Here is a 25,753-nt window from a genome sequence, read left to right as displayed (position 1 = left end):
TGCGGTGATTGCGGGGTGTGTTTATACCTACGTATGAAAAAAGGCAGTGACATATTACATAAGTGAGTAGAAACACACCCCGCAACCACCGCATTACCCGCAAGAGCCGAATTCCACCACCACCAAGGACCCTGAAATGACCACCACGCAAATCCTTCTGACGCACCAGTTCGGAACCGGCTGGAACTTCGCAGTGCTTCGCAATGGCCGCGCGTTGCCTGCTGACGATCCGCGAGACCTGCGCAGCGCAGCACAAGCATTGCAAGCGGCAATCCTGCAACTTCAATCGACCGTTCGCGCGCAGCGCGACGACGAGCGCGACGACGAGCGCGACGACGAGCGCGACGACGAGCGCGACGACGAGCGCGACGACGAGCGCGACGACGAGCGCGATGCGCGTGGGTCCTCCTGAGAGCAATTCGCACTCGGGTACGTGGAGGCTCCGTTTTCCGCTAGGCGGCGCCTCCGTTGCATAGGCAACAAAACACGGGAACAACATGAAAGCTTGTTGCATTACCGATTCCGCGCAGACGGCCCTGTTTACCTCGATTCGGTGGCCCAAGGCAACGACACCAAAACGAGAGCTCGTGCTGAAGCTGGTCGAAGGGGCCGTCAACTGGGTTGACCTGGAAGAGGTCGCACGCCCGTACTACCAGGCCGACAATCGCCGCACGGGCCGCAAGGGCTACGCCCTGCGAATGATGCTCCGCTGTCATGTGCTCCAAGTGCTTTGGCGTATGAGCGACCGCCAAGCGGAGGCCGCAATCCTGGACAGTCACGCATTCGCGGCATTCATCGGAACCGACCCCTGGGCACCGCGCCCCCCGAGCGCAACCGCGATGCGGACCTTCCGCGCCTTGCTCGAATCGCATGAAGTCGACATTGCGACAAGCGCCGCAGTCCTGATCGAGCAACGACTGACCGCCGCATTGCGCAGCGCCGGCTTCGAGTTCCGCCCCGGCCGGCTCGAAGATCCTGTATTCCGAAGGTGCAGCGCATGAGCATCGAACTTGCCCGCCGAGCTGCGGCCGGCGACACCGGCCCGGATGTGTCCCGCTGGATCAGCGAGGCCATGCGCCGCCACCTCTACGGCGGCGCGGACCTCGACACCGCGTGCGGGATTGATCGCGCTTCCCGTCTGCGCGAGCGCAACCAGGCGTTGCGGGAAGCCGCCGCCCTCCTGTGTGGTAACGATGGCCCTTGGCGCACCGCGTGTCGCCTGGAGGCCGCCATCAAGCGATACGAGGGGCGCATCCGCCCGCAAAGGGAGCGAAACCCCGCACTTGCCCTGGCGCCGATAGACGACGCACTGCGCCGCGCCTTCGACACCAGGCAGCGAGTGCCGACGACCGCCCGCAACCTGTTCGAGCTCATCCGATAGCGCAATACTGATGCGATAGGCGTACAGCATCAGCAGCAAGTCGGCAACATGGCTGCATCACCCTTCAAGGACTCCCGCCATGCTGAACCACGACCCGCGCGACGTGATCGCCGCCGGCACCGATGCACTGCTGATCGCCGCCGGCCATGCGCCGCGCAACCCGCACCCCCTGGCCGCCCACTACGCCGAACGCCCCCTCAGCGCGATTGCGACCGCCGCAGCGCAACTCAAGCGCCCACCGCGCCCCCACGAAAACGCGCGCTCCGTCATGGTGATGGGCGCCGGCACTGCGACATTCACCGATACCGTCGGCGCCGCGCTGCGCACGCTGGCATGGCACACCTTCGAGGGCGCGGCCGATCATCGCGCTTTCTGCGCGGAACACGAGGTGCGCGACTTCAAGCCCGGCGAGATCGTCGCCGCACAATCCGACCTCGCGCTGGTCCGCACGCGCGAGCTCGCCGAACACACCCCCGGAACGGCGTGGTCCGCTTCGCTGCACAAGAACGTTCGCCTCGACACCTACGGCGCCCGGCTTGGCATTTCGCGGACGGATCTGGTGAACGACGACGTGGGCGCCCTGCTCGCCAACCTGAATGAAGCAGCCAACCTGGCCGCCCTTGTCGAAGCTGATCTGGTCTATGGGCAACTCGTGGCGCCGGGGGCGATCTACGACACGAAGCCTTATTGGGTGGGGGGCTTCAACGACTTCCCCGACGAGAGCTTCCGCCTGATCCCGGCCGGATGGGAAGCCCTGGACGCAAACGGCTTGGCTGCGAGCATGCACAGCTTGCGCAATCAGCGAACCCGGCAGGGCCGCGAGGGCAACTACAGCGCCGCCTATCTCGTGGTGAGCGGTGCGCTTGAATTCGGCGCGCGCCGGCTGGTCAAGGCCGCCGACCTGCCGATTCAGGTGATTCCGTCTTGCCGCCTGAGCACCAACGATTACTACCTGTTCGCCCGAAAGGAAGTTCAGCCGGCGATTGCAACCCTGAAGCTGCGCGGCGCCGCGAGCCCGCTGCGCGTCGAACAGGTGAGCGACCCCGATGTCGACTTCGATGGTGTGCTGTTCCGCTTCGTCGCAGACCTGGGGGCTACGCTTCTTACCGATGGTCGCGGCATCGTCCGCCACCGGGAGGCGGTGTGATGCCGGCCGCCGAGATCGGCACCGCGGAGATCTACCGCAGCGCCGTCCAGAACCTCGACGCCGCCGAGCGCGCGTATATGGCTGCCGTCGACGCACTCGACCGCGCCGGCCGCGATGCAAGGACGCTCGAACGGGCGCGAAGGAACTGCGAAGACGCAGAAGGCGCACTCCTGCGCGCGCTCGATACCGCGCACACCGCGCACCGCAGCTACTGGCGAGGCCGGCGCGACGAGCTGCGCGAAGAGCTCGACCAGGCCGCTTTCGTCATCGCCGAGTTCAACGCCTTCGCCCGCCTGGCCGGCGACCTCACGACGAACCCGGCGATGCAGATTCTGCAAGCCGCCGCGATCACCACGCCGCCCGCGGAGCCGTTCGTGGACGATGGCGTACCGACCGAAGCGCCCGACTCCGCCGCACTGGAGGACTTCCGCGGCTGTTGGCGCCGGCCCTGAGCAAGCATCCCGCGGCACTCCTCCGCGGGGCGCACCGGGCGTGCTGACAGGCGAAGCAGCGCGCACGGCAGACCACCGGACGCGGGACTCGTGCCCCGCGGCAAGGTCTGCCACCTCACCGGAGACCACCTCATGACCCAAGACGAAATTTTCGTTGAGTGCGCCCGCCGCCGCCTGCACATCGAACGCTTCGGCGCCGGATGGCGCATCCACGGCAAAGGCGTCGATATCCTCGCGCGCCGGCTGGCGGACTTTCATCTGACCGACTTCCTTCCGTTCCGATGACACGCATCGCGCTCCCGCCCTTGGGCGAGCTGCGCCGCGTGCATCCGCTGGCGGAGATCCCGCCCGAGCTGCGCACTCGAGACCTCGCCCGCTACGCCCACCATGAAGCCGGCCATGTAGTGGTGCTGGAGTGGGTAGGCATCGCCCCAGAATCAGCGCGCGCCGACGACTGCGGCGGAGAAGTGCGCTTCGATCCTGGCCAACTCGATCATGGCACCGCCCCCGCCGACTATGACCGCCCCCTGGCAGCTACACAGGCCGCCGCGTGCTTTCACGCCGGCATCGTCGCCGAGCTGATCCATACCGGCCACCCCTGGAAAGGCGTGACGATCCGCCACCGCTCCGGCGACTGGAGGAAGGCCCGCGCAATCCTCACGCCCCACTTCGGCAACGGCCTGGCCGGACACGGATTCTCGCAGCGCCTCGCCCTGGCGGTGCTGACCGCCCACTGGCCGCGAGTGCAGGAAGTCGCCGGCCAACTGATCGCGCGCGGCACATGGAGACCCGAGCATGGCCGGCTACGAAGTCCCGATTGATGAACCCCAGTTCGTGCGCCTGGCGGAGATTGCCCGCCACGCAAACCCGTCGCATTTTGCCGAGGTGAGCTATGACGAGATCGCCGAAGCGCTGGCCGCCGAGACCGGCGACAAGCCGCTGAGTCAATCCCGCATCGCCCAAATCGAGCGCGAAGCCCTGCGCAAGCTGCGCCGCATCCTGGAGGTCCGCGGTATCCTTGGCCCGGACGACATTCTGCCGTGACGCCCTCGCGCGCGCGGATCGGCCGCAGTCGGCGCGCGCTTCTACATGGGAGGGAGCGCGAGAAGCATCCTTGCTGGTGCCCGGGACGGGACTCGAACCCGTAAGCCGTAGGCGATGGATTTTAAGTCCACTGCGGTTACCAATTTCGCCACCCGGGCAAGGCCGCGCATTGTACCAAGTGCATAAGCCCGTGCGTATTCGGTGCGTAGTTGCTGCGCACAAAGCACCTCAAGCGACCGCAAAGCACCGCAACGGTGCGACAATCGACCGCCGCGCCGCCCTATGAATCTTAGTGTTATAGCGTGCTCCTATGCGTTTGATGGTGTTCGATATTGACTTAAAATCCGCCGGCGCAAGCCTTACGGGTTCGAGTCCCGTCCCGGGCACCATCCCGCTCAGCCATTGTCCCATCCTTGCTGCGGCGTCCTGCCCGGCACAGTGACCGGACAGTCCTCGCCATGATCGTACTCGACCTACACTGCAGCAATGCACACCGCTTCGAAGGCTGGTTCGGTTCCGCCGCAGCCTTCGAGGCGCAGCTCGCGGATCGCCTGGTGAACTGCCCGATCTGCGGCGCCACCGAGGTCCGCCGCCTGCCGAGCGCGCCCTACGTCCAGACCGGCCAGTCCGCCTCGGCAAGGCCGCCCGCAGCGGGTGAGGTGCAGGCCGCGAGCGCCGTCCCTCCCTCCGCTCCTGCTCCCGAAGGACTCGCGCGCCTGATGACGCAGCTGCGCAGCCTTGCGCGCGTTGCGGAGAACGTGGGCGAGCGCCTGCCCGAGGAGGCGCGCCGCATCCACTACGGCGAAACCGAGGCGCGCGACATTCGCGGCTCGGCCTCCGCCGACGAGGTCGAGTCCCTGCTCGAAGAGGGCATCCTGGTGCTGCCGGTCCCGCCAGCCGAGGAAGACCTGCACTGAAGAGCCAGGGCGCAGGCGGGGATGCGTGCCGAGCACGGACCGCCAGGTCCACCGCCCTGTCGCAGCCGTGTGGAGTGCCCGTCCTCAGGTACGTGCCAGCATCAGCGGCACGCGCATCTCGTCCGCGCTGAGGCCACCATGCACGCCGATCATGGTGTGCTCGTGCTCGCCTGCCACGTGATCCACGATCGTCCACCCGGCCTCCATCAGTACCGCGTGGCTGCCCAGGCGTTCGGCCAGCCGCGGATGCACCTGACCCGGGCCGAGCAGGCCGGCGGCGAGAAAGTCTTCGCCGCGCACCGCCACCGCCTTGCCACGCAGCTCATCCGCAGCCCACGCTTCGAATTCGGCCTGCGCACCGGCGCGCACCCGGCAGAAAGCCAGCCGGCGCTCGCCGAACAGCGGCGCGGCGAGCATGGCGGCGACCTCGCCGTCGGGCGCGAGGTCGATGCGGCGCTCGGGTGGCGCGTCGATGAAGCCGTGGTCGGCCGTCACCAGCAGACGCACGTCGCGCCCCGCCAGCGCCTGCTGCAGCGACACGAAGGCGGCATCGACGCGCGTGAAGCACGCGACCGCCTCGGCCGAGCGGCAGCCGTGCTGGTGGCTCAGCATGTCGAACACCGGGTAATAGGCGTGGATCAGCCCGCCACTGTGCGCGAGCGCATCGGCCATGTCGACGATGGCGGCCACGTAGTCCTGCAGCCCTTCGTAAGGCTCGATGTGTGCCCCGCGCCCATGGTGCAGCGAGAAGCGCGAGAATGCGATCTGCACGGGGGAGACCAGGGTGACCGGTCGGCAGGCGTGGCGATACATCGGCGCCACCGGGAACAGTCGCGGCAGCAGGCGGAAGGCCTCCAGCGGCTCGCCGCTGCGGCGGATCAGCGGCAAGGGCGCGATCACGCCACCGAAGCGGCGATCGTGGATGAACCAGCCGTTGAGGCCGTGCTCGACCGGCGCGACGCCGGTCGCCAGCGTGGTGATCGCACTCGCCGTGGTGCTCGGGCACACCGAGCTCAGGCCGGCGTGCTTGGCCGCATGCAGCGCGGAGCCCCACCCGACCGTGTCGAGAAAGCGTTCGCCCAGCCCGTCGATGACCAGCAGCACGACCAGCGCGCGCTCGCCCGGCGCGACCTCGGCCGCAGGCCACCCGGCCTTGCGGTCGTGCAGCCAGTGGCGGAGCCCGCGCGCGAAGCCGTAGAGCCCGCCGTCGCCATAGTCGGGAAGAACGGCGCCGGCCGGGAGGGGCAAGGTGGAGTCGATGGTGAAGGGCATGCGGTGCGCGAGGATCGCAGAGAGCTCCGGGAGAGCTTCGAGCCTACCCTGCAAGGCCGCGTCCGGCAAACCGCCGGCGAGGCATGCACCGCGGGGGCACAATGCAAAAGCCGGATGGGCGCTGGGCGCACATCCGGCTTTCAGAATCTGGAGCGGGAAACGAGTCTCGAACTCGCGACCTCAACCTTGGCAAGGTTGCGCTCTACCAACTGAGCTATTCCCGCTTTGACGACAGGGCGCAAATTCTAGCTTCTTTTGCACCGCATCGCAATACTTCTTTACAACTTTTTTACTACTGGAGGCGCGACTCGGAATCGAACCGGGGTACACGGCTTTGCAGGCCGCTGCATAACCACTCTGCCATCGCGCCACAACCGTTTCGGCCAGCTGCCCCAATGCCCCGGGGCCACTTGGCTGGGCACTGCCCAGCCTGCGAATTCTTTGGAGCGGGAAACGAGACTTAAATCCCCGCTTTAACTCCTTGATAACGCAGCAATTTTTACTTCTCATTGTGCCGCGAAGGACTGCATTATGTACTAACAGCTCTCGCCTGGCAACACCTTCGCGGTACTTTTTGCGACACCGACTCTGTCCGGCGCGGCGCAGGCGGCGGAGCGCGGATCCTTCGCGAATCGCCAAAGATCAACTGGCCAGAGTCGCGGGTCTCGATCCTATGCGAACCACCCGCTCTATGAAGCGGGTGAAGGGAACAGCACCCACAACCCAACCGGTTGATCAACAAAGAATTTCTTGGGGTCAGCTCCCCAAGAAGGCCTCTATTCTGGACTCAAAAATCCAAGTCGGTCAACGTGACGGACCAGATAAGTCCACCCAGAGCCGGAGACGGCTGCCAATAGCCAACGTACCTGGACCGATGCGGGTCAAGGAGCGTGCACATCGCCTTGCGGCCGGAACAACCGCCGAGCACGCTGCAAGAACCGCTTCATCGGTTCCGAGGGCTCGCTCTGACGGCGCAGCAGATAGGTCGTCAGCGTGGGCGTGATGCCCGCCAGCGGGCGTATCGCAATGTCGGGCCGCTGGCAAGTCTGCACCTGTGCACCGATGGCAAAGCCGATGCCATAACCGGCTCCCACCAGCGTGAGCATCACGCCAAGGCTTGTCACGTGGTCGGCTATCTTGGGCGTGATGGCCGCGCCGTCGAGCAGTGCCTGAATCTGGTCATGGCAGCCCGACGCCGCATCCGGGTGACACAGGACCAGCGGAAACTTCAAGGCGTCTTCCAACTTGACCTGTGCATGCGCGAGCAGCGGATGGCGTGTCGGCACGATCACCGATAGCGGATCGCTCCAAGCAGGCTCGGCGATCAGCCCTCCGGTGACCGCATCCGACAGCGCGAAGCCGACATCCAGCAGGTCATCGTGCAGGCCCTTGAGCTGCCGCGAAAACGGCAGATCGAAGACCCGAATCCCCAATTCAGGTTCTTCCTCGCGACTGCGCGCCAGTAGCGAGGCGATGCGTGGCTGGGCAAGGCTGTCGCAGATGGCGATGCGCAAATAGCTCTGGTAGCCCTGCGCTGCAGCCTTGGTAGCTTGAACCGCTTGGTCCACGGTGGCCAACACGCGCCGAGCTTCGCCCAGCAACACCTGGCCGGCCCAAGTCAGCCGCGTCTGCCGGGCACTGCGGTCGAACAATGAGACGCCCAGCAGGCGTTCGAGGTCGCGCATTGCTCGTGATACGGGAGATTGCTCGATGCCGAGACGCTCGGCCGCGCGGGCGAGATGCAGCTCTTCCGCGACTGCAACGAAATAGCGTAGCAATCTAGGCTCCAAGGCAGCCTCCTATCGGCCCTTTCCACCAGACCTTGGTACGAGCCAGCCACCAAGCGATGGGGGTGTCGATCAGGATCAGGGTGAGGACGCCTGCTAGACGTGCGGTCAACCGGAGGGCTTGCAGATCACTATCCGTCAGCACGCAAACACCCTCGTGTCAATGCGCATGCTTCGGGTCCGAGCACCCGAGTGTGCCAAGGATGCTCTTCGGTGAATTGCAGCGACCGGGGGAGACGTTGCCCACGCGAATGGTCCAGACTTTCATGCCGCAGGCTCCTCGACTACTCAATACATATGCTGGCCGCCGTTCATCGCCACGTTGCTGCCGGTCATGAAGGCGGCGGCTTCGCTGGCGATGAAGGCGACAAGTGCCGCAATCTCGGCCGGCTGACCGAGACGGCCAATCGGAATCGCATCGATGATCTTCTGGCGCACATCCTCGCGCACCGCCATCACCATCTTGGTGGCGAAATAGCCCGGCGAGACGGTGTTGACCGTCACGCCCTTGTGCGCCACCTCCTGTGCGAGCGCCTTGGTGAATCCATGTACCCCGGCCTTGGCCGCCGAATAATTGGTCTGCCCGAACTGGCCCTTGCTGCCGTTGATCGACGAGATGTTGACGATGCGACCCCAGCCGCGCTCGACCATCGGATCGACGAACGGCTTGGTGACGTTGAACATGGAGTCCAGGTTGGTGCGCAGTACGGCATCCCACCCGGCCTTGTCGAGCTTGCGCAGCGTTGCGTCGCGGGTGATGCCGGCGTTGTTCACCAGGATATCGATCCGATGACCGTCGGCGTGGATGCGCCGCGCCAGTTCCTGCGTTGATTCGTAGTCGGATACATCCACCCCGTAGGCAGCAAATGTGTAGCCCTGTGTCGCTTGCGCTTGCTGCCACTGGCCAATCGTGATGTTGCCGGGGGTATGCGTGACGATCACGCGGTGGCCGACGTCGTGCAGGGTACGGGCGATTGCAGCGCCCAACCCCCGGTTGCCTCCCGTCACCAGCGCCGTCCGTTGCGTCGTATACATTGCCGTCCCCTCATTTCTTGGTCTTGCCTTGGGGTACGGCGCTTGGGGCGGTCCAGGGCTGCGCCCAGCGCTGGCAAAGCTGCGTGAAAGAGGCTGCGTCGCCACTGGTGCCGAATGCCTCGGAGACAGATTCCTGCCAAGTCGTAAGTGCTTGACGCAGACCATTGGCAAAGGCCGCCTGGCTCTTGGCTGCTACTTGCCCGACCGCTTGGGCATCGCCCATGCGGCCTTGGCACAGGCGCCAGAACACCTCTGACGGCAAAGTCGCGAGCGCCTGCCAGTCGGCCGCCTGTTGGAGGCCCTGGATGCGCGAGGTGGTCTCCAGCACGCCGCCAGCGCTGAGCTGTTGCATGGCTTCGAGCCAGTGATGGCTGCTCTCCTGCAGCAAGCGCGTGATCTGCAGTTGCAGCTCGGCATTGGCTTTGTAGAGATGGATTGGCAGTTCGTTGCTCATTGCAGTGCCCTTCGGTCATGGTGGGCCCCCTTTGGGGCGGGTGTGGGCCATCCCTAGTGATGTCCCTGCTGAAATGGTCTGGCCTTGTCTCGGCTTCAGTGCGTCTTGGCTTCAGTGCGTCTTGTCACCGCATTGCCACATAGGTACCAGGCGCATCACCGAGCGGCGCCTGCGTGCCTCCCATGGCAGGTGGCGATACCCGCTCGGTCGAACGTCGCGCCAGCCACTGCTGCCAGGCTGGCCACCAGGAGCCCTTGTTCAACGGGGTTTCGGCACGCCACGTTTGCGGATCGATGTAGCGAGCGCCGGCGCTGCGGGTCGCAATCTGGTAGCTGCGCCGGGGGTGCCCCGGCTCGCTGACCACGCCGGCGTTGTGCCCGCCGCTGGTCAGTACGAAGGTCAGTTCCGCATCACTGAGCAGGTGCATTTTGTACACGGATGGCCAGGGGGCGACGTGGTCGCGCACCGTGCCGACGATGAGCATCGGCACTTCGATGTCGGCGATCGCCACCGGCCGTCCGCCGACCTGGTAGCGTCCCTCGGCCAGATCGTTGTTCAGATACAAACGCCGCAGGTACTCGCTGTGCATGCGATACGGCATGCGCGTCACGTCGGCATTCCAGGCCATCAGGTCATTGAACTCCTGCCGTTCGCCCAGCAGGTACTCGCGCACGCGGCGCGACCAGATCAGGTCGCGCGAGTTGAGCATCTGGAAAGAGGCGGCCATCTGCTTGCCGTCGAGATAGCCCTTGTCCCACATCCCGGCTTCCAGCCAGGCGAGTTGACTGTCGTCGATGAAAAGCGCGATTTCGCCCGACTCGCGGAAGTCGGTCTCCGACGCCAGCAGCGTCAAACTGTGCAGCCGTTCGTCGCCATCGCGCGCCATCGCGGCTGCGGCGATCGTCAGCAAGGTGCCGCCCAGGCAATAGCCAACCGCCTGCACCTTGCGCTCAGGCACGATGGCCGTGACCGCGTCCAGTGCATCCATGACCCCCAGCCATCGGTAATCCTCGAGGCCGAGGTCGCGATCGGCCGCGGTCGGGTTCTTCCAGGAAAGGATGAACACCGTATGCCCCTGGTCGACCAGGTACTTCACCATCGAGTTGTGCGGTGACAGGTCGAGGATGTAGTACTTCATGATCCAGGAGGGCACGATCAGCACCGGCTCGGCATACACATCGGGGGTCGTGGGTGTGTACTGGATCAGCTCGATCAGGTGGTTGCGAAACACCACCTTTCCTGGTGTGACCGCCACGTCCTGGCCGACTTTGAAGCCTTCGACCCCGGCCGGTTCATCGTCAAGCGCAAGACGCTGTGTATCGTCGAGGAAGTTCATCGCGCCGCGCCACAGGTTGGCGCCGCCGCTGGTTCTGATGGCTTCCAGCACTTCCGGGTTGGTCCAGATGAAATTCGATGGCGACCACATGTCCAGCCACTGCCGCCCGGCGAAAGTGACCATGTTCTCGTGATGGCGCGACACGCCGCGCACGCCGGTGGTGGCGTTGTGCCACCACTGCTGCTGCAGCAAAAAGCCCTGGTGGATCACGTTGAACGGCCATTGCTGCCAGGCCGGCGCCTCGAAGCGCCGATCCTGCTCCAACGGCTCGATGCACGTGGGGCAGCCGTGGGCACTTGCAGCGTGCGCGACGTAGCGCGCCAAGCGTCGCTGCTTGTGCAATCCCTTTTCGATCAGGCTGCGCTGCTTGCCCGGTGAAAGGCTCAGGTGCAGCGCCCAGTCGTACCAAGCCAGCAAACCCGCCGCCGGTGACAACCCGCCAGTGCCGCGTGCCCGGCACGCGTTCGCAAGCGTATCCAGGACATCGGGGCGACAGACGACTTCGGACGGTGCCGGCGCGGGCTTGTCAGGTATGGCAAGGGTGTTCATCTCTGGTCTTCCGATGTTGTAAGTAACTTATTACTATCATAATGCCTACGGGAAAAGATGCAAAGCCTTGAAGAACGCCCGGGGGATTTCCGCCTTCGCTCGAACGAAACCGCTTCTCTTGCTCTGACTGGGGTGGCCGACCTGCCGACCGATTACTCATGATGTGCCTGAGGAGTGTGTTCGCTTCCTGGGTCTCGTCAGCTCACTTGGCTACGATCCATGGATGGGACAGGAACCATCCTTTCCCATGCGATGAACCGTATTCCCGATCTTGCGACGCGGATGTTTTGCATGTTAGGATAGTAATAAGTCACTTACTTTATGGAGTCTGATCGGTGAGCGAACGTCCTCAACATCTGTCCGCTGAAGAGCGGCGTGCTGCCACAGTGCAAGCGGTGGTGGACTTGGCCGCGGAGCAAAACCCGGCCGAAATCACGACCACGGCCATCGCCGATCGAATGGGTTTGACGCAGGGCGCGCTGTTTCGCCACTTCCCCACCAAGGACGCGATCCTGGAGGCAACGATGACCTGGGTCGGTGAGCGTCTGCTGGTGCGCGTGGACAAGGCGGCCGAGGGCGCCGCGTCGCCTGCCGCGGCACTCGAAGCCATGTTCATGACGCACATCGACTTCGTGGCCAAGCATCCCGGCGTGCCGCGCATGCTGTTCGGAGAGCTGCAACGCTCTGGCGAGACGCTCGCCAAGCGGATGGTGCAGACCTTGCTCCGTCAATACGAACAGCGCCTGCGCCGCCTGATGGAGGCAGGCAAGGCCCAAGGCGACCTGGATGCGGATCTGGACGTAGATGCCGCCGCCGTGTTGTTCATCGGCACGATCCAGGGACTGGTCATGCAGTCGCTGTTGGCCGGCAAGGTCAGTCGCATCCGTCGTGATGCGCCAGCCGTGTTTGCCATCTATCTCCGTGGCATCACGCACACCCGATGAAACGCCTTCCATCCTGCCGCCACGCAGTTGCCCGGTCGGCCGAGAGGCACACCACGGTCATGCGATCGCGTTGCGCCTCCAGCGCGAATCCGCGTCATTCAACACTCAGCCCGACCGCCCGGCGGAACGCACACGCACACCGCGACGACGGCGAAGGCTTGGGAGTTTCCGCGATCAAGTGAAGGCCATGAAGATGACCACTCATCCACAACGCAGCATCTGGCACTGGCTGATCTCCCTGCTCGCGATCGGCTTCGGCCTGCTCACTCTTCGGGAGGGCGGCGCCGTTCTGTTTGTCGACGGCGCGGCGCGCCAAGCCGCCGGCCACTATGTGCCTTTCGTGCTCTGGTTCAATTTTCTGGCCGGGCTCGCCTACATCGTCGCCGGCGTCGGCTTGTGGATGCGCCAGCGCTGGGCCGCGTGGTTGGCGATTGTCATCACGGTGGCGACCGCACTCGTGTTCCTGGCTTTCGGAGTGCATGTGGCTTTGGGTGGCGCCTGGGAGCGGCGCACGGTGGTCGCCATGACGCTGCGCACGTTGGTGTGGGCAGGCATAGCGGCCATAGCCTGGCGCCGGTCAGCGGCGAATGCGCCGGTCGCACGCGAGCACTGAGCACCTTTATCCAGCGGAAACCCATCGATGACAACTCCAAACCTCCTCTCCAGAAAAACCCGTTGGGTCGTGATCGCCGTCGTCTTGCTCGCTCTTGGCGGCGCACTGGCGTTCTGGCTGTCGCGCGACCATGGACAACAAGATGCATTGCGCCTCTACGGCAACGTCGATATCCGCGAGGTGCAACTGGCCTTCCGTCAGCCCGGGCGCGTGATGCAAATGGCTTTCGACGAGGGCGATGCCGTCAGCGTGGGCGCGCGCCTGGCGGCGCTTGACGCGCAACCCTATCGGGAAGCCCTTGCGGCAGCGCAGGCCCAGGTGCAGGTGGCGCAGGCGGAACTGGCCAAGCTGCGCCGCGGCCTGCGACCGCAGGAAATCACCCAGGCGCGCGAGGCCCTCAGGCAGGCACAGGCGCTCGCCACCGAGACCGAGCGGAATTTCAAGCGCCAGAGTGGCCTGCTGACATCGGGTGCCAGCAGCCAGCGTACGGTCGATGCCGCCCGCACGGCGCGAGACCAGGCAGCCGCTGGCGTCGAAGCAGCGAAGGCGGCCCTGTCGCAAGCATCCGAAGGCTTCCGCAAGGAAGACATCGCCGCGGCAGAAGCTCGCCTTGCGGCCGCTCAGGCTGCCGCAGCGCAAGCCACGACAGCCTTGGCGGACACCGAATTGGTGGCGCCCAGTAGTGGCACCGTCATCGCACGGGTGCGCGAGCCCGGCAGCATGGTTGCAAGCCAGAGCGCGGTCTACAGCCTGAGCCTGGACAAGCCGGTTTACGTGCGCGCCTACGTGGGCGAGTCGGACTTGGGGCGCATCGCGCCCGGTACTGTGGTACGCGTCAAAAGCGATTCATCAGAGAAGGTCTATCGCGGCCAGATCGGCTTCATCTCGCCGCGCGCCGAGTTCACCCCCAAGACGGTGGAGACGACGGATTTGCGCACGGATCTGGTGTACCGCCTGCGCATCGTCATCGACGAAGCCGACAGCGACAGTGCCTTGCGCCAGGGCATGCCGGTGACGATCGAGGTCGATGCGAAAGCCGGCACCGGTATCCCGGGGGAGCGGTGAAATGCAGGCAAGCCGTGCCATCGCCGCCGTGCCTGCTGGTGCGGGCGAAGACGCTGCCGTCGTCATCGAGGGCGTGGACAAGCATTTCGGCGACATAAAGGCTCTGCGGGGCTTGAGCGCGCGCATCCACTATGGGCGGCTGACCGGTCTGGTCGGCCCGGACGGCGCCGGCAAGACGACGCTGATGCGGATTCTGACCGGCCTCCTGGTGCCGAACGCCGGCCACGTCACCTTGGCAGGCTATGACGTGGTCAAGGACAACGACGCCATTCACGTCGCCAGCGGCTACATGCCGCAGCGCTTTGGACTGTACGAAGACCTGTCGGTGATGGAGAACATGCGCCTGTATGCGCAGTTGCGCGGCATGGATGCGGACCGCAACGCCGATCTGTTTGCCGAGCTGTTGGACTTCACGCGGCTCGGACCCTTCACCAAACGCCTGGCCGGCAAGCTCTCCGGCGGCATGAAGCAGAAGCTGGGCCTGGCCTGTGCGCTCATGGCGCGGCCGAAGGTGCTGCTGCTGGACGAGCCGGGCGTGGGTGTCGACCCGGTCAGCCGCCTGGACTTGTGGCGCATGGTGCAGGCGCTGACCGATGAAGGCATGGCCGTGGTCTGGTCCACCGCCTATCTCGACGAAGCCGAGCGCTGTGAGAGCGTGCTGCTGCTGAACCAAGGGCAGCTCCTGTTCGAGGGCCCGCCGCAGGAGCTGACCGCGCAGCTCGAAGGCCGCAGTTTCCGTCTGGAAGACGTCGGTGCCGAGCGCCGAGCGGTCCTGACCCAGGCACTCGACCTGCCCAGCGTGAGCGATGGCGTGATCCAGGGCGCCGGCGTGCGCGTGGTGTTGCGCGAGGGCGCTCAAGCGGAGCAGCTCCAGGCCCTGTCCGATCAGGCGCAGGTGCGACTGGCGCAGGTGCCCGCGCGCTTCGAAGACGCCTTCATCGATCTGCTCGGTGGCGGCCCCGGCGGCACTTCGACGCTGGCCGAGCGTCTGCCGCCGGTTGAGCTGGGTTCCGATATTGCCGTGTCGTGCCGAAACCTCACCAAGCGCTTCGGTGAGTTCACCGCCACCGACAACGTCAGCTTCGAGGTGCAAAAGGGCGAAATCTTCGGCCTGCTCGGCCCCAACGGCGCCGGCAAGTCCACCACCTTCAAGATGTTGTGCGGCCTGTTGAAACCCACTGCTGGCGAAGCGCATGTGGTGGGCCATGATCTGCGCCGCGCCACCGGCGCAGCCAAGAGCCGGCTCGGCTACATGGCGCAGAAGTTTTCGCTCTACGGCCTGCTCTCGGTGCAGCAGAACCTGGAATTCTCGGCCGGCGTCTACGGACTGGAAGGCAACACCCGGCGCGAGCGCATTGCCGAGATGATCGAAACCTTCGATCTGGGCGACTGGTTGTCCGCCACGCCCGATTCCCTGCCGCTGGGACATAAGCAGCGCCTGGCCTTGGCTTGTTCGCTGATGCACCGGCCGCCCGTGCTGTTCCTGGATGAGCCCACTTCGGGCGTGGACCCGATCACCCGGCGCGAATTCTGGACCCACATCAACGGACTGGCCCGCAAGGGCGTGACCATCATGGTCACCACCCACTTCATGGACGAGGCCGAATACTGCGACCGCGTGGCCATGCTCTCGCGTGCGCAACTGATCGCGCTGGATACGCCCGACGCGCTCAAACGTTCGGCGGTCAGCCCCGAACGGCCCGACCCGACGATGGAGGACGCCTTCATCCACCTGGTGGAGTCGTCAGACCGCGAGCTGGAGGCCGCCACATGAACGGCGCCACAATGCACAAAGACGGAAGTGACTCCCTGCAGACCGACTTGCGCCATTTTGATCTACGGCGCTTGATCGCCCTGGTGACCAAGGAAAGCTACCAGGCGCTGCGCGACCCCTCGACGCTGCTGATCGCGTTCGTGCTCCCGGTGGTGTTGCTGCTGCTGTTCGCCTATGCGGTGTCGCTGGATGCGAAGGATGTCCGTGTCGGCGTGGTCCTGGAGTCGCCCGGCGCATCGGCACAGTCGCTGGCCGCAGCGTTTTCGGGCACTCGCTTCCTGAATACGCACTTCGCCCATGACCGGCGCGAAGTAGCCGACCAACTGGTCTCAGGCGACCTGCGCGGCTACGTGGTGATCCCGCAGGATTTCGAGCAGCGTCTGGCCCTCCGTGGCAGCGAGCCGCTGGTGCAGATCGTCACCGATGGCTCCTACCCCAATACCGCCAACTACGTCGAGAACTACGCCCGTGGCGTGGTCCAGTCCTGGCGTGCCGGACTGGACGTCGGAGCACCGGCGCAGTCCATCATGCTGGAGCCGCGCTACTGGTTCAACCCCGAACTGGAAAGCCGACGCGCACTGATTCCCGGCGCCATCGCCATCGTCATGACCATCATCGGCACCATGCTGACTGCACTGGTGGTGGCGCGTGAATGGGAGCGCGGCACCATGGAGGCAGTGCTGTCCACGCCGGCCTCGGTGGCCGAAATCCTGATCGGCAAGCTGCTGCCGTACTTCGCGCTCGGCATGCTGTCCACGCTGGGCGCATCGGCGCTGGCGGTGTTCGTGTTCGGCGTCCCGATGCGCGGCTCCTTGCTGTCCCTGTTGCTCTTGTCGGCGGTGTTCATGGTGCCGGCGCTGGGTCAGGGTCTGCTGATCTCGTCGCTGGCACGCAACCAGTTCCTGGCCGCGCAGATCGCGCTGTTCACGGGCTTCCTGCCGGCCTTCATGTTGTCGGGCTTTCTGTACGAGATCGACGCCATGCCGGCACCGATCCGCGCCATCACCTTGGTGGTTCCGGCGCGCTACTTCGTCGATTCGCTGAAGACGGTGTTCCTGGCCGGCGACATCTGGGCCGTGTTCCTGCCCAACCTGGCGGCCATGGCGGCGATCGGGGTGCTGTTCTTCGTGATCGCCAAGCGCGCCACGCGCAAGAACTTGGAGTGACGCGATGTTGACTTCCGCATTCTCGTTCACCCGCCTGCGCGCCCAGTTCATCAAGGAAGTGCTCAGCGTCCTGCGCGATCCGCGCAGCCGCATGGTGGTGTTCGTGCCGCCGATCCTGCAGTTGCTAGTGTTCGCCTTTGCCGCGACGCTGGAAGTGCGCAACGTCGATATCGCCGTCTACGATCAGGATGCGGGGCGGTGGTCGCACGAGTTGGTACAGCGACTGGACAGCGCCCGCTTCATCACCCACGTCCGGCATGTCGACAGCCAGCAGCAGCTCCACGAGCTGATCGACCGTGGCGAGGTGATCGCCGCGCTCGCCATCCCGGTGGATTTCTCGCGCTCCATCGCTGCCGGCGAAAGTGGCCGCGCGCAGGTACTGGTCGATGGCCGGCGCAGCAACTCCGGGCAGATCACCGTGGCCTATCTGTCCACCATCGCCGCCGATGTCGGCGCCGAGGTCGTGCCCGACGCTCAGGCACCAACGCCCGTGGTCGTGCGCCACTGGTTCAACCCGAATCTGGTCTACCGCTGGTTCATCGTGCCCGGGCTGACGGGCATCCTGGCGCTGTTCAGCTCGCTCTTGATCACCTCGTTGTCGATCGCGCGCGAGCGCGAGCTGGGCACCTTCGACCAGTTGCTGGTGTCGCCCACCTCGACGCCCGAGATCATCATCTCCAAGTCGCTGCCGGCACTCGCAATTGGCACCGGGCTGGGCCTGTTCATGATCAGCGCGGGCGTCTTCCTGTTCGGCATCCCATTTACGGGCTCGTTTGCACTCCTGCTTGCCAGCCTGGTGCTGTTCATCGCCTCGGTGGTCGGCATCGGTCTGATGATTTCCGCGGTCAGCATGACGCAGCAGCAGGCCATCCTGGGGGCGTTCGCCGTCGGCGTGCCGGCGGTGCTGATGTCAGGCTTTGCGACGCCTGTGGAAAACATGCCCGTCGTTCTGCAATGGCTGGCTCAGGCCATTCCGCTGACCCATTTCCTCATCATCGTCGAAGGCAGCTTTCTCAAGGCCATGCCGCCCGGTGACATTCTCGCCAGCCTGTGGCCGCTGGCGATCATCGCCCTCGCCACGCTGACGATGGCCACCGTATTCGTCCGAGGACGCCTGCAATGAAATCCAAGACCCGCACTCCCTTTCTTCGCGCAACCGTCACCGGCCTGACCCCTGGGCGCGTGCGTCCGGTCGCGCTGGCCCTGTCGTGCGTGCTGCTGACCGCCTGCGCAACCGTGGGCCCCGACTACCGCGAGCCGCCGCCGGTCGACGTCGGCAGCGGCTGGACCTTGCCGTTGGCAAGTGAATCCCAGTCCGCAGACTTGAGCCAATGGTGGTCTGCACTGGACGATCCAGTCCTCGATCGCCTGATGGCCACAGCGCTGGCACAGAACCTGGATCTGCGCCAGGCTGCGGCACGCATCGATGAGGCACGCGCCCTGCGCGAACGTGTGGCCGGCGAGGCACTGCCCACCGCCGCCGCAGGCGCGAGCGTCAACCGGCGCCGTCAAAGCGAGAACGGCCCCTTGCCCGTAGGCTCCATCCCCGGTCTTGACGCCACGCAGACCATCTACGACGCGGGCTTCGACGCGGCCTGGGAGGCCGACTTGTTCGGGGCCAAGCGGCGCGCCCTGGAAGGCGCCAGCGCCCGCCTGCAGGCGACCGAAGCCGAGGCACAGGGCGTACGCATGCGTATCGTGGCCGAGGTCGCGCGCACCTGGTTCACCGCCGTCGGCGCCCGCTACGAGTTGCACGCACAACGCGCCACGCTGGATACGCTGCAGCAGACCTTTGAATTGGTGCGCCTGCGGCACGCGCTGGGCGACGCGTCGGCCGCCGACGTGGAGGCGGCGTACGCCCAATGGACAGCAGTCAACGCGCTCATCCCGGATATCCAGGCGCGCCAGCGCACCGCGGTGCTCAGCCTGGGCGTGCTGCTGGGCGCACCGCCGGAGCGGGAGCTGGCACTGCTTGATGGCCCCTTGACGCCGAGCACGCTGCGGGCACTGCCGGTGGGCGAGCGCGCAGATATGCTGCGCCGACGTCCTGACGTGCTGGCTGCGGAACGTCGCCTCGCAGCGAGTTCTGCCGACATCGGCGTGGCCACGGCCGAGTTGTTCCCCAAACTCTCCATCGGTGTCGGCGGCGGGTTTCAGGCGCTCAGTACGGGCGATTGGTTCGATGCATCCAGCTCGCGTTTTTCCATCCTGCCGCTGATTTCCTGGCGCCTGTTCGACGGTGGCCGTGTGCGAGCCGAAATTCGGGCACGCGAGGCGGCCGAGCGGCAGGCCGCGCTGGCCTATGAGCAGGCCGTGCTGACGGCGCTGGGCGACGCCGAGCGCGCGCTGGGCGACTACCACGGCGGGCTGGACACACTGGAACGCCGCGGCATGGCACTGGATGCCGCGCGCACAACCTACGGCCACACCAGGACGCGCTACGCGGCGGGCGACATCGCGCTGGTCGAACTGCTGGCTGCCCAGCGCAGCCTGCATGAGGCCGAAACCGCAGCCGCGCGGGCACATACCAACGCCGCCGTGCAATTGGTGGCGCTGTACAAGGCCCTTGGCGGTGGCTGGGACGTATCCACGACGGCATCGACCGCAACCCATCCGCTGCGGGGCGCTGCCGCCCCCGTCGCGTTTTCAAGCCGCTGACTCAACACAAGGAGACCGTCATGCAAATCAACGTTGGACGGCTCGACCGCATTGTGCGCGTCGTCATCGGACTGGTTCTCCTCAGTCTCCCATTGTGGCTGGACTCATCCTGGCGTTGGCTGGGACTCATTGGATTCATGCCTCTCATCACAGGGCTGGCTGGCCGCTGCCCAGGCTACCGCCTGTTCGGCCTGAGCACCTGCCCGATGCAAGAGAAGAAGCCGGAGTGAACATCCCATGAAGCTGAGTTTTCTGGGTGCGGCACGCGAAGTCACGGGCTCGTGTTTTCTGGTGGAAGCTGCCAACGCCCGCCTCCTGGTGGAATGCGGCATGGTGCAAGGCGGGCGAGAGGCACCGACGCGTAACCGCAAGCCATTCGAGTTCGATCCGGCATCCGTCGCGAATGGGGAGTCGCGCGCGAAGGCGCTGGAACTGCTTACGGCGCTCGATGTGCAACACCGGGCTCGCGCCATGCCCTCGCAACTCTCCGGTGGCGAGCAGCAACGGGTCGCCATCGCATGCGGATTGGTCAATCGCCCGCCGGTGATCCTGGCCGATGAGCGCACCGCGCCTCTCGACAGCGAGCGCGCCATGGCTGTGATCCGCATCCTCAATGACATGGCCCGGAAGTTCGAGACCGCCATCATCGTCGTCACCCATGACGAAAAGATCATCCCCACATTCAAGCGCATCTACCACATCCGCGATGGCGTGACCCATGGAGACGCCGGTGAAGGGCGGGGGTTTGAATGACCTTGCAAATAAGGGAGGAGGCACCATGACGGACGACAGCATGAATCGTTTCGAGCAGGAGCATCTCAAGCGGTGGTGGGAAACCACGCGCCACTACCTGTTCGCGGATATGAAAAGTCTGCTTGGAACCGCCGCCGCGGCCGAGGATCGATGGTCGCCTCCGCAGACGGACAGCCGCGGTGGCCGAAAAAGGTTTATTGCCAGAGTGAGAGGCCGGCTCTTGCGCTCAGTCAAGAGCGAGAGGAAAGACGACCCGCTGCGGGAACTGGAGAGCGTATTCCAGCAGCAGATCGCGTTCATCGCCAGGCACCCCGGCGTTCCCCGGCGACTGTTGTCGTGGTTGGCACAGGATGGCGACCCCAGCCTTCAGCGGCGCATCCGGATGCTCATCGCTAACTACGCCACCCGCCTAGCCCGAATCATCGCCCGCGCCAAACAGCAGGGCCTGGTCAGGGCCGACGTGCAACCAAGTGCTGAGGCAATTTCGCTTGTCAGTGTCATCCAGGAACTGGTGCTCCGGACCCCTACCGCGCCGCAGTGGAGGGGGTGGTTCTTGCGGGAGGCCGTCGAGGCCTTCGCCCTATACCGGGCGGGACTGGCTGTCTCTTAGGGGCTGAAGGCAAAAGCGAGTCATGGAGTAATGACTATGTGAGGACCCATGCAGCAGCGCGGATTTCTCATCCGGGCCATGTCCCTGATCGCGGTCGGGTTCGGTCTGCTGACCATCAAGGAAGGCGGCGCGATCCTGTTCGGTGGAGAAGCGGCGCAAGCCTCTGCCGGGAACTTCGTGCCGTTCGTGCTCTGGTTCAACTTTCTGGCCGGCTTCGCCTACGTCATCGCTGGCGCTGGACTGTGGCTGCGGCATCGCTGGGCGGTGTGGCTGGCCGTCGTCATCGCCGCAGCGACTGCATTTGCCCTTGCGGCATTCGGCGCGCACGGCTATGCCGGCGGGGCCTATGAAATGCGCACGGTCATCGCGATGAGCTTCCGAACGCTGGTGTGGGTGGCGATCGCAGCCATTTCCTGGCACGGCCTGTCGCGCGGGCAACCCGCCATATCGGCGAGAGATATGAAATGAACCTGAAGAAGCATCTCGCCACCGTGCTGTGGCTCGGTTTGGCATTGGTCGCCAGCGCCATGGCCGCGCCGCCTTCCCCAGCGCAAGATCATGACGGCGGTGTCGTCATGAGCTTCGTCACGGGGGAGGCACAGGAGGATGGAAATGTATCCGCGGCTCCGGCGATCAGTGACGCGGAATCGCAATGCGGGTCGGCTGGTGCGGCTCACTGGGCGCTGTATCAGCGTCTTAGAGATCGGAGTGTGCCTGCATCGCCGCCCAAGCCGGATTTTTCCGGCGCCGGGCTCCTCAACACCAAGGCTAGCGACGATCTGCAGGAAAAGGCCAAGGAGGTCGCGCAGGCATCAATACAGGCCAGGGGCGGAGGGCGCGGGATGGGCGACGGCCCCGTAGGAAAACCGTGAAGAGCCAAGCAGCCAACCACGGTGCTTTCGAGGTTGGCGCACGTTCGATTGGCCTCAACATCACGCTGCCCCACGAACAGGCACCCAACCCCTACATGTGCCCGGATTTGGCGTTCCGATGCCACTGTTTTGCGCTGCGCAAGATGCACTTCTTGTTGCACGCCAAGGGCTTGGTGGCCTTCCCCGGTGGCTATGGAACGCTCGATGAGCTGTTCGAGGTGCTCGCCTTGATCCAGACCGGAAAGATGCAGCGTATTCCGGTGGTGCTGGTCGGCCGTGCATTTTGGCGTCGCGTAGTTGATTTCGACCTTCTGCTCGACGAAGGCTATGTCTCTCCATCCGATCTCGACTTGTTCACCTGCGTAGACGAAGCAGAGGAAATCGTCAGTGCCCTCGAACGCTTTTACGTCACCAGCGCAGCAGGCGATGGGGCAACATGATTGGCATCGACGGGTATCGCTGGAGCCTGCGCTACACCAAGGTGCAGGCGATGCAGTGCGTCACCTTGTTGATTACGGGTGCATTGTTCAGCCCGATTTCCGCTTTCGGTTCCGAAGTCTCGCTCTCTACAAATACTTCCTCCTGCTCGCCAGAGCAATCCCTGCGCTGGCGGGGCGGCACCCTGCGTCTGGAGAACGACTTGTTCACCGGCTCCGATCGCAACTACACCAACGGTGTCGCGCTAACAGCAGTCTCACGCGATCTGCAAGGCGGGCTCCGTCCGGAGTGCCTGCCCCAGCCGATCGGTTTGTACGCTCGCTTCATCGGCTGGGCCGATCCCGGCTTCTGGGACGATGCCGGCGCCCACTCGTCATCGCAAAACCTCGTTGTGCGCTTTGGCCAAGCCATGTACACGCCCGAGAACAAGACGCGCACCGATGTGATTCCAGATGACCGACCGTACGCTGGTTTGCTCTACCTGGGTTTGGCTTGGAATCGCCGCATCCATCCGCAAGCCGCCAGTTACGAAATGCTTGACGTGCGTGAGTTGACCCTGGGCGTGATCGGCCCCTGGTCGCTGGCCGAACAGTCTCAGGACCTTGTGCACCGGGTACGCGGCATTGAGCGCTTTCGCGGCTGGGACAACCAGTTGCGCAACGAGCCGGCGTTTCAGATGGCCATGGAGCGCAAGTTCAAGCCGTACACGGAGGGTGCGGTCCGCCCTGGATGGGGCAGCGACGTGATCGGCAGCTATGCCCTGCGGGTCGGAAACATCGAAACCGCCGCCAGTACCGGCGTGGAGTTTCGCGCGGGCTGGAACATACCGAACGACTTCGGCAGCTATCCGATTCGCCCTGGCGCGGAGAACCGCCCGCCCTCTGGTGTTGCCGATCTGCGCACGACAACGCCGCAATCGGTCCTGGCGCCCAAACCTGGGGCACATGTCTTCCTGAACCTGGAGGGTAGAGCCGTCGCCTGGGACTTCTCACTCGACGGAAACATGTTCCGGCATAGCCATCATGTCAGCCGGCGGCCTTGGGTCGTGCAAGCAGCTCTCGGCATCAGCAGCCAATGGATCGTTGCTGGACGTGGCGTGCGGCTTGCCGTGATGCGCGTTTGGAGAACCCGCGAGTTCGACCAGCAGGCGGGCCATCATGCATTCGGATCGATCGCGCTGAGTCTGGAATTTTGAGGACACCTGCAACCATTCGTTAGACCCAAAGCATTCGTCACAACATCAATGGAGAAATTCGTGAACCAGCCCTTGAAACCCAGATCGTTCTTCACCGTCTCGCTGTCCGTGCTCTTGGCAACCTTCGCCACGGCACTCGGTGCGCAGTCCGTAGAGGCGGCAAAGCCAATGGCGCTTCGTACCATAATGGAAAGACTCGGGCGCGACATGCAAGCCGTCACGGGCGCGATCTCCAAAGAAGACTGGCCACTGGTCGCCGAGCTAGCACCACGAATCGCCAAGCATGCCGAGCCGCCCATGTCGGAAAAGATGCGCATCCTTGCCTGGCTTGGGGCAGACGCTGGAAAGTTTCGGGGTCTGGATGGACAGGTGCATGACGCCGCGACCGCCATGGGCGAGGCTGCACAGCGGAATGACGGCCAAGCAGTCATCGCGGCTTTCTCCAAAACCCAGCAAAGCTGCCTAGCCTGCCACCAGAGTTACCGTCGCCCGTTCGTGGCAAAGTTCTATGGAAGCCGCTAGCAAGGGATGGCTACACCTGTTGACGGAAGACTAGCTTCTGTCCAATCAATATACCTCGACGCGTTTCAGGTTCCCAGGAAGCCACCCGTGCAGCGATCACGGGTTCCTGCTTCACCCGCGGCAGCACTCGTTGGATCTGACGTGCATGACTCCCGTATGCATGTGGGTCACCAGCACCAGCGGATAACGCAGCACCTCGTCCAGTGAGATACGTTTGTGCTTGAGCAGCGGATGCCATGCCGGCGCCGCGACCATGAGGGGGGCGCTCCAAAGCGCCTTGGCCACGATGTCGTCACCCACTTCACCAGACTGGGCCCTAGGTCATACAGATCGCCATGCAGCCCCTTGATTTGCTGCGACAGTGACACCTCGAGCAGGCGCAACTCGACGTCGGGCTCCTCCTGCCAGCATAGCGCCAGCAAGGTCGGCAAGCGCGACGGGGTGATGCCATCGGACAGCGTAATGCGTTGCTGACCGTGAAAGCCGTTGGCCGCTCCCCTCACGCTGTCGCGGGCTTGCTGCAAGGCAGTGAAGATGCGCGGCACATGTTGCAGGAATTGCTTGTCCGCCCGCGTCAGCCGCTTGCTGCCACTGCTCCGGCCGCAGTGCTTCAGCAGCGCGGTTACAGGTGGCGATCTCGAATTCGCCGAACATGCCCATCGACAGTTCATCCGGCGCGATGCCCGCTGGCGCGAACTTCAGACGCTGCGCCGCCGCCCGTGTCGACAGACCAAATCGCTCGCCCTCGGGGAGTGACGTAAGACGCCGCGACTGTCTTCCTCGGGTCGCTGCGGCCACAGAAGACTAGCCGAGGCGCGCTGGCGCGAGTGCTCTAGCTAGCCATCCGCCATGATCGCCGCCCGCGTTCAAGCAGCGTTGCAATAACTCCGGACACCATTGCCCGCGTGCTGTGAGCCGGCGACGGCAGCCGCTGCAAGACATGCCGGTCTCTTCTCCGCACGCATGCGGCTCCCTACGATCATAAGGACTGGTCACGTCACGAGGGACTGCGCATGAACTTACGTCATCTTCGCTGCTTCATTGCTGTAGCCGAGGAACTGCACTTCGGTCGAGCCGCTAGGCGGCTGCATATAGAACAATCTCCCCTATCACGCACGATCCGCAAGTTGGAGACAACTCTAGGCGTGACGTTGCTCAGTCGCACGCCGCGGGGCGCAACCCTGACTTGGGCAGGGCGAGTCTTCCTCGACGACGCCCGCCGCGTCATGTTGAGCGTTGAGCAGGCAGTGGCCAGCGCGAAGGCTGCTGCCTCCGGTTCTCAGGGCATTTTGCGAATCGCGCTGTCGAGAGACATAGGACGGGCGAGGCTATCAGCACTGCTTGCGCTGTGCCGCGAAGATGAGTGTGGTCACCCAATTTGATGTTCCGATGATCACGTAGCGCGATGGCGTGTCGAGGCACGCCGTCGAATGGAAACGCCGCCCGGTGACGCTGAGGGGCGGCGTTTGTGCTGTGCGCCCAGCATGGGCGCGATCTTGGAGGTGAAAGTCCTCCCACAAGCTGACCACGGCGAATGAAGCGAAGCGCAACTGCATGAGGGTGACCGAGTGTGGGGAGGAAGCGTGGAGCGAAACCGCGGGCCGATGGACAAGAACCGGATATGAGGCGATGCCGAGCAGGGCGAGCGGGCAACGAACCGCAAAGCCCTCGTGGTCAAAGCGAGGTGGCGTAAATCCGGCGGTCGTGCGGGGAAGGATCGCGTTCTTACCTGGGGAGACCTCGCCTTGTGGCTGAAAGGCCAACGGTGT

At 64.7% G+C, this 25,753-nt stretch carries 32 protein-coding genes and 3 tRNA genes; 25 read left to right on the top strand and 10 right to left on the bottom strand.

Translation table 11 applies throughout. From position 1 onward, the window contains the following. Positions 1-136 precede the first annotated feature (136 nt). The 8 genes from ACZ5PP_RS02505 to ACZ5PP_RS02470 all read left to right on the top strand — a co-directional run bounded on the left by ACZ5PP_RS02505 (position 137) and on the right by ACZ5PP_RS02470 (position 4,024). Positions 137-412 carry a hypothetical protein gene (locus ACZ5PP_RS02505; RefSeq protein WP_464826700.1) on the top strand — a complete coding sequence of 92 codons (276 nt, stop codon included), beginning with the start codon at positions 137-139 and terminating at the stop codon, positions 410-412. A 175-nt stretch (positions 413-587) separates the two neighbouring features. After that, positions 588-1,001, top strand: a complete 414-nt coding sequence (locus ACZ5PP_RS02500; protein ID WP_464826699.1) for a transposase — start codon at positions 588-590, stop codon at positions 999-1,001. Beyond that, positions 998-1,381 carry a hypothetical protein gene (locus ACZ5PP_RS02495; RefSeq protein ID WP_464826698.1) on the top strand — a complete coding sequence of 128 codons (384 nt, stop codon included), beginning with the start codon at positions 998-1,000 and terminating at the stop codon, positions 1,379-1,381. Before ACZ5PP_RS02500 ends, ACZ5PP_RS02495 begins: the two co-directional genes overlap by 4 nt. A gap of 79 nt (positions 1,382-1,460) precedes the next feature. After that, positions 1,461-2,528, top strand: coding sequence for a phage major capsid protein (locus ACZ5PP_RS02490; protein ID WP_464826697.1), 1,068 nt, complete (start codon positions 1,461-1,463; stop codon positions 2,526-2,528). Beyond that, a complete protein-coding gene (locus ACZ5PP_RS02485; protein WP_464826695.1) occupies positions 2,528-2,980 on the top strand; it encodes a hypothetical protein in 453 nt (150 codons plus the stop codon). The genes ACZ5PP_RS02490 and ACZ5PP_RS02485 overlap by 1 nt, the downstream gene beginning before the upstream one ends. Positions 2,981-3,112: 132 nt before the next feature. Further along, a complete protein-coding gene (locus tag ACZ5PP_RS02480) occupies positions 3,113-3,265 on the top strand; it encodes a hypothetical protein (protein ID WP_464826694.1) in 153 nt (50 codons plus the stop codon). After that, a complete protein-coding gene (locus ACZ5PP_RS02475) occupies positions 3,262-3,801 on the top strand; it encodes a hypothetical protein (protein WP_464826693.1) in 540 nt (179 codons plus the stop codon). Before ACZ5PP_RS02480 ends, ACZ5PP_RS02475 begins: the two co-directional genes overlap by 4 nt. Beyond that, positions 3,776-4,024 (top strand): hypothetical protein, encoded by a 249-nt coding sequence (locus tag ACZ5PP_RS02470; protein ID WP_464826692.1) that lies wholly within the window; start codon positions 3,776-3,778, stop codon positions 4,022-4,024. The genes ACZ5PP_RS02475 and ACZ5PP_RS02470 overlap by 26 nt, the downstream gene beginning before the upstream one ends. A gap of 74 nt (positions 4,025-4,098) precedes the next feature. Here ACZ5PP_RS02470 and ACZ5PP_RS02465 read toward each other — a convergent pair. Then, a tRNA-Leu gene (locus ACZ5PP_RS02465) sits at positions 4,099-4,182 on the bottom strand. 300 nt (positions 4,183-4,482) lie between these two features. Between ACZ5PP_RS02465 and ACZ5PP_RS02460 the strand changes: the two genes are divergently transcribed. After that, entirely contained in the window at positions 4,483-4,941 is a 459-nt protein-coding gene (locus tag ACZ5PP_RS02460) for a DUF1178 family protein (protein WP_004324898.1), read from the top strand. A gap of 84 nt (positions 4,942-5,025) precedes the next feature. Here ACZ5PP_RS02460 and ACZ5PP_RS02455 read toward each other — a convergent pair whose 3' ends face one another. From ACZ5PP_RS02455 to ACZ5PP_RS02425, 7 genes are all read right to left on the bottom strand, one after another. After that, complete coding sequence (locus tag ACZ5PP_RS02455; protein ID WP_004324896.1) at positions 5,026-6,213, bottom strand: alkaline phosphatase family protein; 1,188 nt, start codon at positions 6,211-6,213, stop codon at positions 5,026-5,028. A gap of 148 nt (positions 6,214-6,361) precedes the next feature. Continuing rightward, a tRNA-Gly gene (locus ACZ5PP_RS02450) sits at positions 6,362-6,437 on the bottom strand. Between the two features lie 72 nt (positions 6,438-6,509). After that, a tRNA-Cys gene (locus tag ACZ5PP_RS02445) sits at positions 6,510-6,583 on the bottom strand. 511 nt (positions 6,584-7,094) lie between these two features. Then, the gene (locus ACZ5PP_RS02440) at positions 7,095-7,991 is read right to left on the bottom strand and encodes a LysR family transcriptional regulator (RefSeq protein ID WP_443080472.1); all 897 of its coding nucleotides are present in this window, start codon (positions 7,989-7,991) and stop codon (positions 7,095-7,097) included. A gap of 297 nt (positions 7,992-8,288) precedes the next feature. Beyond that, the gene (gene phbB, locus ACZ5PP_RS02435; protein ID WP_004255163.1) at positions 8,289-9,035 is read right to left on the bottom strand and encodes an acetoacetyl-CoA reductase; all 747 of its coding nucleotides are present in this window, start codon (positions 9,033-9,035) and stop codon (positions 8,289-8,291) included. 10 nt (positions 9,036-9,045) lie between these two features. After that, positions 9,046-9,489 (bottom strand): phasin family protein, encoded by a 444-nt coding sequence (locus ACZ5PP_RS02430; protein WP_004255160.1) that lies wholly within the window; start codon positions 9,487-9,489, stop codon positions 9,046-9,048. A gap of 124 nt (positions 9,490-9,613) precedes the next feature. Beyond that, positions 9,614-11,374, bottom strand: coding sequence for a PHA/PHB synthase family protein (locus tag ACZ5PP_RS02425; protein ID WP_043743383.1), 1,761 nt, complete (start codon positions 11,372-11,374; stop codon positions 9,614-9,616). Positions 11,375-11,709: 335 nt separating this feature from the next. Between ACZ5PP_RS02425 and ACZ5PP_RS02420 the strand changes: the two genes are divergently transcribed. From ACZ5PP_RS02420 to ACZ5PP_RS02350, 15 genes are all read left to right on the top strand, one after another. Beyond that, a complete protein-coding gene (locus tag ACZ5PP_RS02420) occupies positions 11,710-12,318 on the top strand; it encodes a TetR/AcrR family transcriptional regulator (RefSeq protein ID WP_004255154.1) in 609 nt (202 codons plus the stop codon). Between the two features lie 187 nt (positions 12,319-12,505). Beyond that, on the top strand, positions 12,506-12,931 hold the full coding sequence (locus ACZ5PP_RS02415; RefSeq protein ID WP_082047718.1) for a protein Asterix: 426 nt from the start codon (positions 12,506-12,508) through the stop codon (positions 12,929-12,931). Between the two features lie 27 nt (positions 12,932-12,958). Continuing rightward, on the top strand, positions 12,959-13,996 hold the full coding sequence (gene hlyD / locus ACZ5PP_RS02410; RefSeq protein ID WP_043743381.1) for a secretion protein HlyD: 1,038 nt from the start codon (positions 12,959-12,961) through the stop codon (positions 13,994-13,996). Between the two features lies 1 nt (position 13,997). Further along, entirely contained in the window at positions 13,998-15,770 is a 1,773-nt protein-coding gene (locus tag ACZ5PP_RS02405) for an ATP-binding cassette domain-containing protein (protein WP_004255148.1), read from the top strand. After that, positions 15,767-16,936, top strand: coding sequence for an ABC transporter permease (locus ACZ5PP_RS02400; protein WP_004255145.1), 1,170 nt, complete (start codon positions 15,767-15,769; stop codon positions 16,934-16,936). The genes ACZ5PP_RS02405 and ACZ5PP_RS02400 overlap by 4 nt, the downstream gene beginning before the upstream one ends. Before the next feature lie 4 nt (positions 16,937-16,940). Then, positions 16,941-18,059, top strand: coding sequence for an ABC transporter permease (locus tag ACZ5PP_RS02395; protein ID WP_004255143.1), 1,119 nt, complete (start codon positions 16,941-16,943; stop codon positions 18,057-18,059). Then, entirely contained in the window at positions 18,056-19,594 is a 1,539-nt protein-coding gene (locus tag ACZ5PP_RS02390; RefSeq protein WP_004255142.1) for an efflux transporter outer membrane subunit, read from the top strand. The genes ACZ5PP_RS02395 and ACZ5PP_RS02390 overlap by 4 nt, the downstream gene beginning before the upstream one ends. A 20-nt stretch (positions 19,595-19,614) precedes the next feature. Then, positions 19,615-19,824 (top strand): YgaP family membrane protein, encoded by a 210-nt coding sequence (locus tag ACZ5PP_RS02385; protein WP_004255140.1) that lies wholly within the window; start codon positions 19,615-19,617, stop codon positions 19,822-19,824. Positions 19,825-19,831: 7 nt separating this feature from the next. Beyond that, positions 19,832-20,347, top strand: a complete 516-nt coding sequence (locus ACZ5PP_RS02380) for an ATP-binding cassette domain-containing protein (protein WP_004255139.1) — start codon at positions 19,832-19,834, stop codon at positions 20,345-20,347. Positions 20,348-20,372: 25 nt separating this feature from the next. Then, positions 20,373-20,957 (top strand): hypothetical protein, encoded by a 585-nt coding sequence (locus ACZ5PP_RS02375; protein WP_004255136.1) that lies wholly within the window; start codon positions 20,373-20,375, stop codon positions 20,955-20,957. 48 nt (positions 20,958-21,005) lie between these two features. Next, a complete protein-coding gene (locus ACZ5PP_RS02370) occupies positions 21,006-21,425 on the top strand; it encodes a hypothetical protein (RefSeq protein ID WP_004255135.1) in 420 nt (139 codons plus the stop codon). Next, positions 21,422-21,829, top strand: a complete 408-nt coding sequence (locus tag ACZ5PP_RS02365; RefSeq protein ID WP_043743379.1) for a hypothetical protein — start codon at positions 21,422-21,424, stop codon at positions 21,827-21,829. The genes ACZ5PP_RS02370 and ACZ5PP_RS02365 overlap by 4 nt, the downstream gene beginning before the upstream one ends. Next, a complete protein-coding gene (locus ACZ5PP_RS02360; protein WP_082047717.1) occupies positions 21,826-22,269 on the top strand; it encodes an LOG family protein in 444 nt (147 codons plus the stop codon). The genes ACZ5PP_RS02365 and ACZ5PP_RS02360 overlap by 4 nt, the downstream gene beginning before the upstream one ends. Continuing rightward, positions 22,266-23,462, top strand: a complete 1,197-nt coding sequence (locus ACZ5PP_RS02355; protein ID WP_043743378.1) for a lipid A deacylase LpxR family protein — start codon at positions 22,266-22,268, stop codon at positions 23,460-23,462. Before ACZ5PP_RS02360 ends, ACZ5PP_RS02355 begins: the two co-directional genes overlap by 4 nt. 60 nt (positions 23,463-23,522) lie before the next feature. After that, on the top strand, positions 23,523-23,984 hold the full coding sequence (locus ACZ5PP_RS02350; protein ID WP_464826691.1) for a cytochrome c: 462 nt from the start codon (positions 23,523-23,525) through the stop codon (positions 23,982-23,984). 111 nt (positions 23,985-24,095) lie between these two features. Here ACZ5PP_RS02350 and ACZ5PP_RS02345 read toward each other — a convergent pair whose 3' ends face one another. Next, positions 24,096-24,284 carry a LysR substrate-binding domain-containing protein gene (locus ACZ5PP_RS02345; protein WP_432654225.1) on the bottom strand — a complete coding sequence of 63 codons (189 nt, stop codon included), beginning with the start codon at positions 24,282-24,284 and terminating at the stop codon, positions 24,096-24,098. 713 nt (positions 24,285-24,997) lie between these two features. On the opposite strand from ACZ5PP_RS02345, the gene ACZ5PP_RS02340 reads away from it, so the two are divergent. Next, a complete protein-coding gene (locus ACZ5PP_RS02340; RefSeq protein WP_464826690.1) occupies positions 24,998-25,366 on the top strand; it encodes a LysR family transcriptional regulator in 369 nt (122 codons plus the stop codon). Here ACZ5PP_RS02340 and ACZ5PP_RS02335 read toward each other — a convergent pair. Next, complete coding sequence (locus ACZ5PP_RS02335; RefSeq protein WP_464827080.1) at positions 25,316-25,540, bottom strand: hypothetical protein; 225 nt, start codon at positions 25,538-25,540, stop codon at positions 25,316-25,318. The genes ACZ5PP_RS02340 and ACZ5PP_RS02335 overlap by 51 nt on opposite strands. Between the last annotated feature and the right edge of the window lie 213 nt (positions 25,541-25,753).

This window comes from Thauera sp. DNT-1 (assembly GCF_055393985.1).
This window is presented reverse-complemented; position numbering and strand designations above follow the sequence as displayed.

Excerpts from the sequence above, each read along its gene's own strand:
- ACZ5PP_RS02390 (WP_004255142.1), top strand. The coding sequence starts at position 18,056 with ATGAAATCCAAGACCCGCACTCCCTTTCTTCGCGCAACCGTCACCGGC.
- ACZ5PP_RS02340 (WP_464826690.1), top strand. The coding sequence starts at position 24,998 with ATGAACTTACGTCATCTTCGCTGCTTCATTGCTGTAGCCGAGGAACTG.
- ACZ5PP_RS02430 (WP_004255160.1), bottom strand. The coding sequence starts at position 9,489 with ATGAGCAACGAACTGCCAATCCATCTCTACAAAGCCAATGCCGAGCTG.
- ACZ5PP_RS02370 (WP_004255135.1), top strand. The coding sequence starts at position 21,006 with ATGCAGCAGCGCGGATTTCTCATCCGGGCCATGTCCCTGATCGCGGTC.
- ACZ5PP_RS02395 (WP_004255143.1), top strand. The coding sequence starts at position 16,941 with ATGTTGACTTCCGCATTCTCGTTCACCCGCCTGCGCGCCCAGTTCATC.
- ACZ5PP_RS02485 (WP_464826695.1), top strand. The coding sequence starts at position 2,528 with ATGCCGGCCGCCGAGATCGGCACCGCGGAGATCTACCGCAGCGCCGTC.
- ACZ5PP_RS02355 (WP_043743378.1), top strand. The coding sequence starts at position 22,266 with ATGATTGGCATCGACGGGTATCGCTGGAGCCTGCGCTACACCAAGGTG.
- ACZ5PP_RS02380 (WP_004255139.1), top strand. The coding sequence starts at position 19,832 with ATGAAGCTGAGTTTTCTGGGTGCGGCACGCGAAGTCACGGGCTCGTGT.
- ACZ5PP_RS02375 (WP_004255136.1), top strand. The coding sequence starts at position 20,373 with ATGACGGACGACAGCATGAATCGTTTCGAGCAGGAGCATCTCAAGCGG.
- ACZ5PP_RS02505 (WP_464826700.1), top strand. The coding sequence starts at position 137 with ATGACCACCACGCAAATCCTTCTGACGCACCAGTTCGGAACCGGCTGG.
- ACZ5PP_RS02470 (WP_464826692.1), top strand. The coding sequence starts at position 3,776 with ATGGCCGGCTACGAAGTCCCGATTGATGAACCCCAGTTCGTGCGCCTG.
- ACZ5PP_RS02490 (WP_464826697.1), top strand. The coding sequence starts at position 1,461 with ATGCTGAACCACGACCCGCGCGACGTGATCGCCGCCGGCACCGATGCA.
- phbB (WP_004255163.1), bottom strand. The coding sequence starts at position 9,035 with ATGTATACGACGCAACGGACGGCGCTGGTGACGGGAGGCAACCGGGGG.
- ACZ5PP_RS02425 (WP_043743383.1), bottom strand. The coding sequence starts at position 11,374 with ATGAACACCCTTGCCATACCTGACAAGCCCGCGCCGGCACCGTCCGAA.
- ACZ5PP_RS02475 (WP_464826693.1), top strand. The coding sequence starts at position 3,262 with ATGACACGCATCGCGCTCCCGCCCTTGGGCGAGCTGCGCCGCGTGCAT.
- ACZ5PP_RS02405 (WP_004255148.1), top strand. The coding sequence starts at position 13,998 with ATGCAGGCAAGCCGTGCCATCGCCGCCGTGCCTGCTGGTGCGGGCGAA.
- ACZ5PP_RS02335 (WP_464827080.1), bottom strand. The coding sequence starts at position 25,540 with ATGCAGTTGCGCTTCGCTTCATTCGCCGTGGTCAGCTTGTGGGAGGAC.
- ACZ5PP_RS02455 (WP_004324896.1), bottom strand. The coding sequence starts at position 6,213 with ATGCCCTTCACCATCGACTCCACCTTGCCCCTCCCGGCCGGCGCCGTT.
- ACZ5PP_RS02460 (WP_004324898.1), top strand. The coding sequence starts at position 4,483 with ATGATCGTACTCGACCTACACTGCAGCAATGCACACCGCTTCGAAGGC.
- hlyD (WP_043743381.1), top strand. The coding sequence starts at position 12,959 with ATGACAACTCCAAACCTCCTCTCCAGAAAAACCCGTTGGGTCGTGATC.
- ACZ5PP_RS02480 (WP_464826694.1), top strand. The coding sequence starts at position 3,113 with ATGACCCAAGACGAAATTTTCGTTGAGTGCGCCCGCCGCCGCCTGCAC.
- ACZ5PP_RS02495 (WP_464826698.1), top strand. The coding sequence starts at position 998 with ATGAGCATCGAACTTGCCCGCCGAGCTGCGGCCGGCGACACCGGCCCG.
- ACZ5PP_RS02385 (WP_004255140.1), top strand. The coding sequence starts at position 19,615 with ATGCAAATCAACGTTGGACGGCTCGACCGCATTGTGCGCGTCGTCATC.
- ACZ5PP_RS02415 (WP_082047718.1), top strand. The coding sequence starts at position 12,506 with ATGAAGATGACCACTCATCCACAACGCAGCATCTGGCACTGGCTGATC.
- ACZ5PP_RS02400 (WP_004255145.1), top strand. The coding sequence starts at position 15,767 with ATGAACGGCGCCACAATGCACAAAGACGGAAGTGACTCCCTGCAGACC.
- ACZ5PP_RS02365 (WP_043743379.1), top strand. The coding sequence starts at position 21,422 with ATGAACCTGAAGAAGCATCTCGCCACCGTGCTGTGGCTCGGTTTGGCA.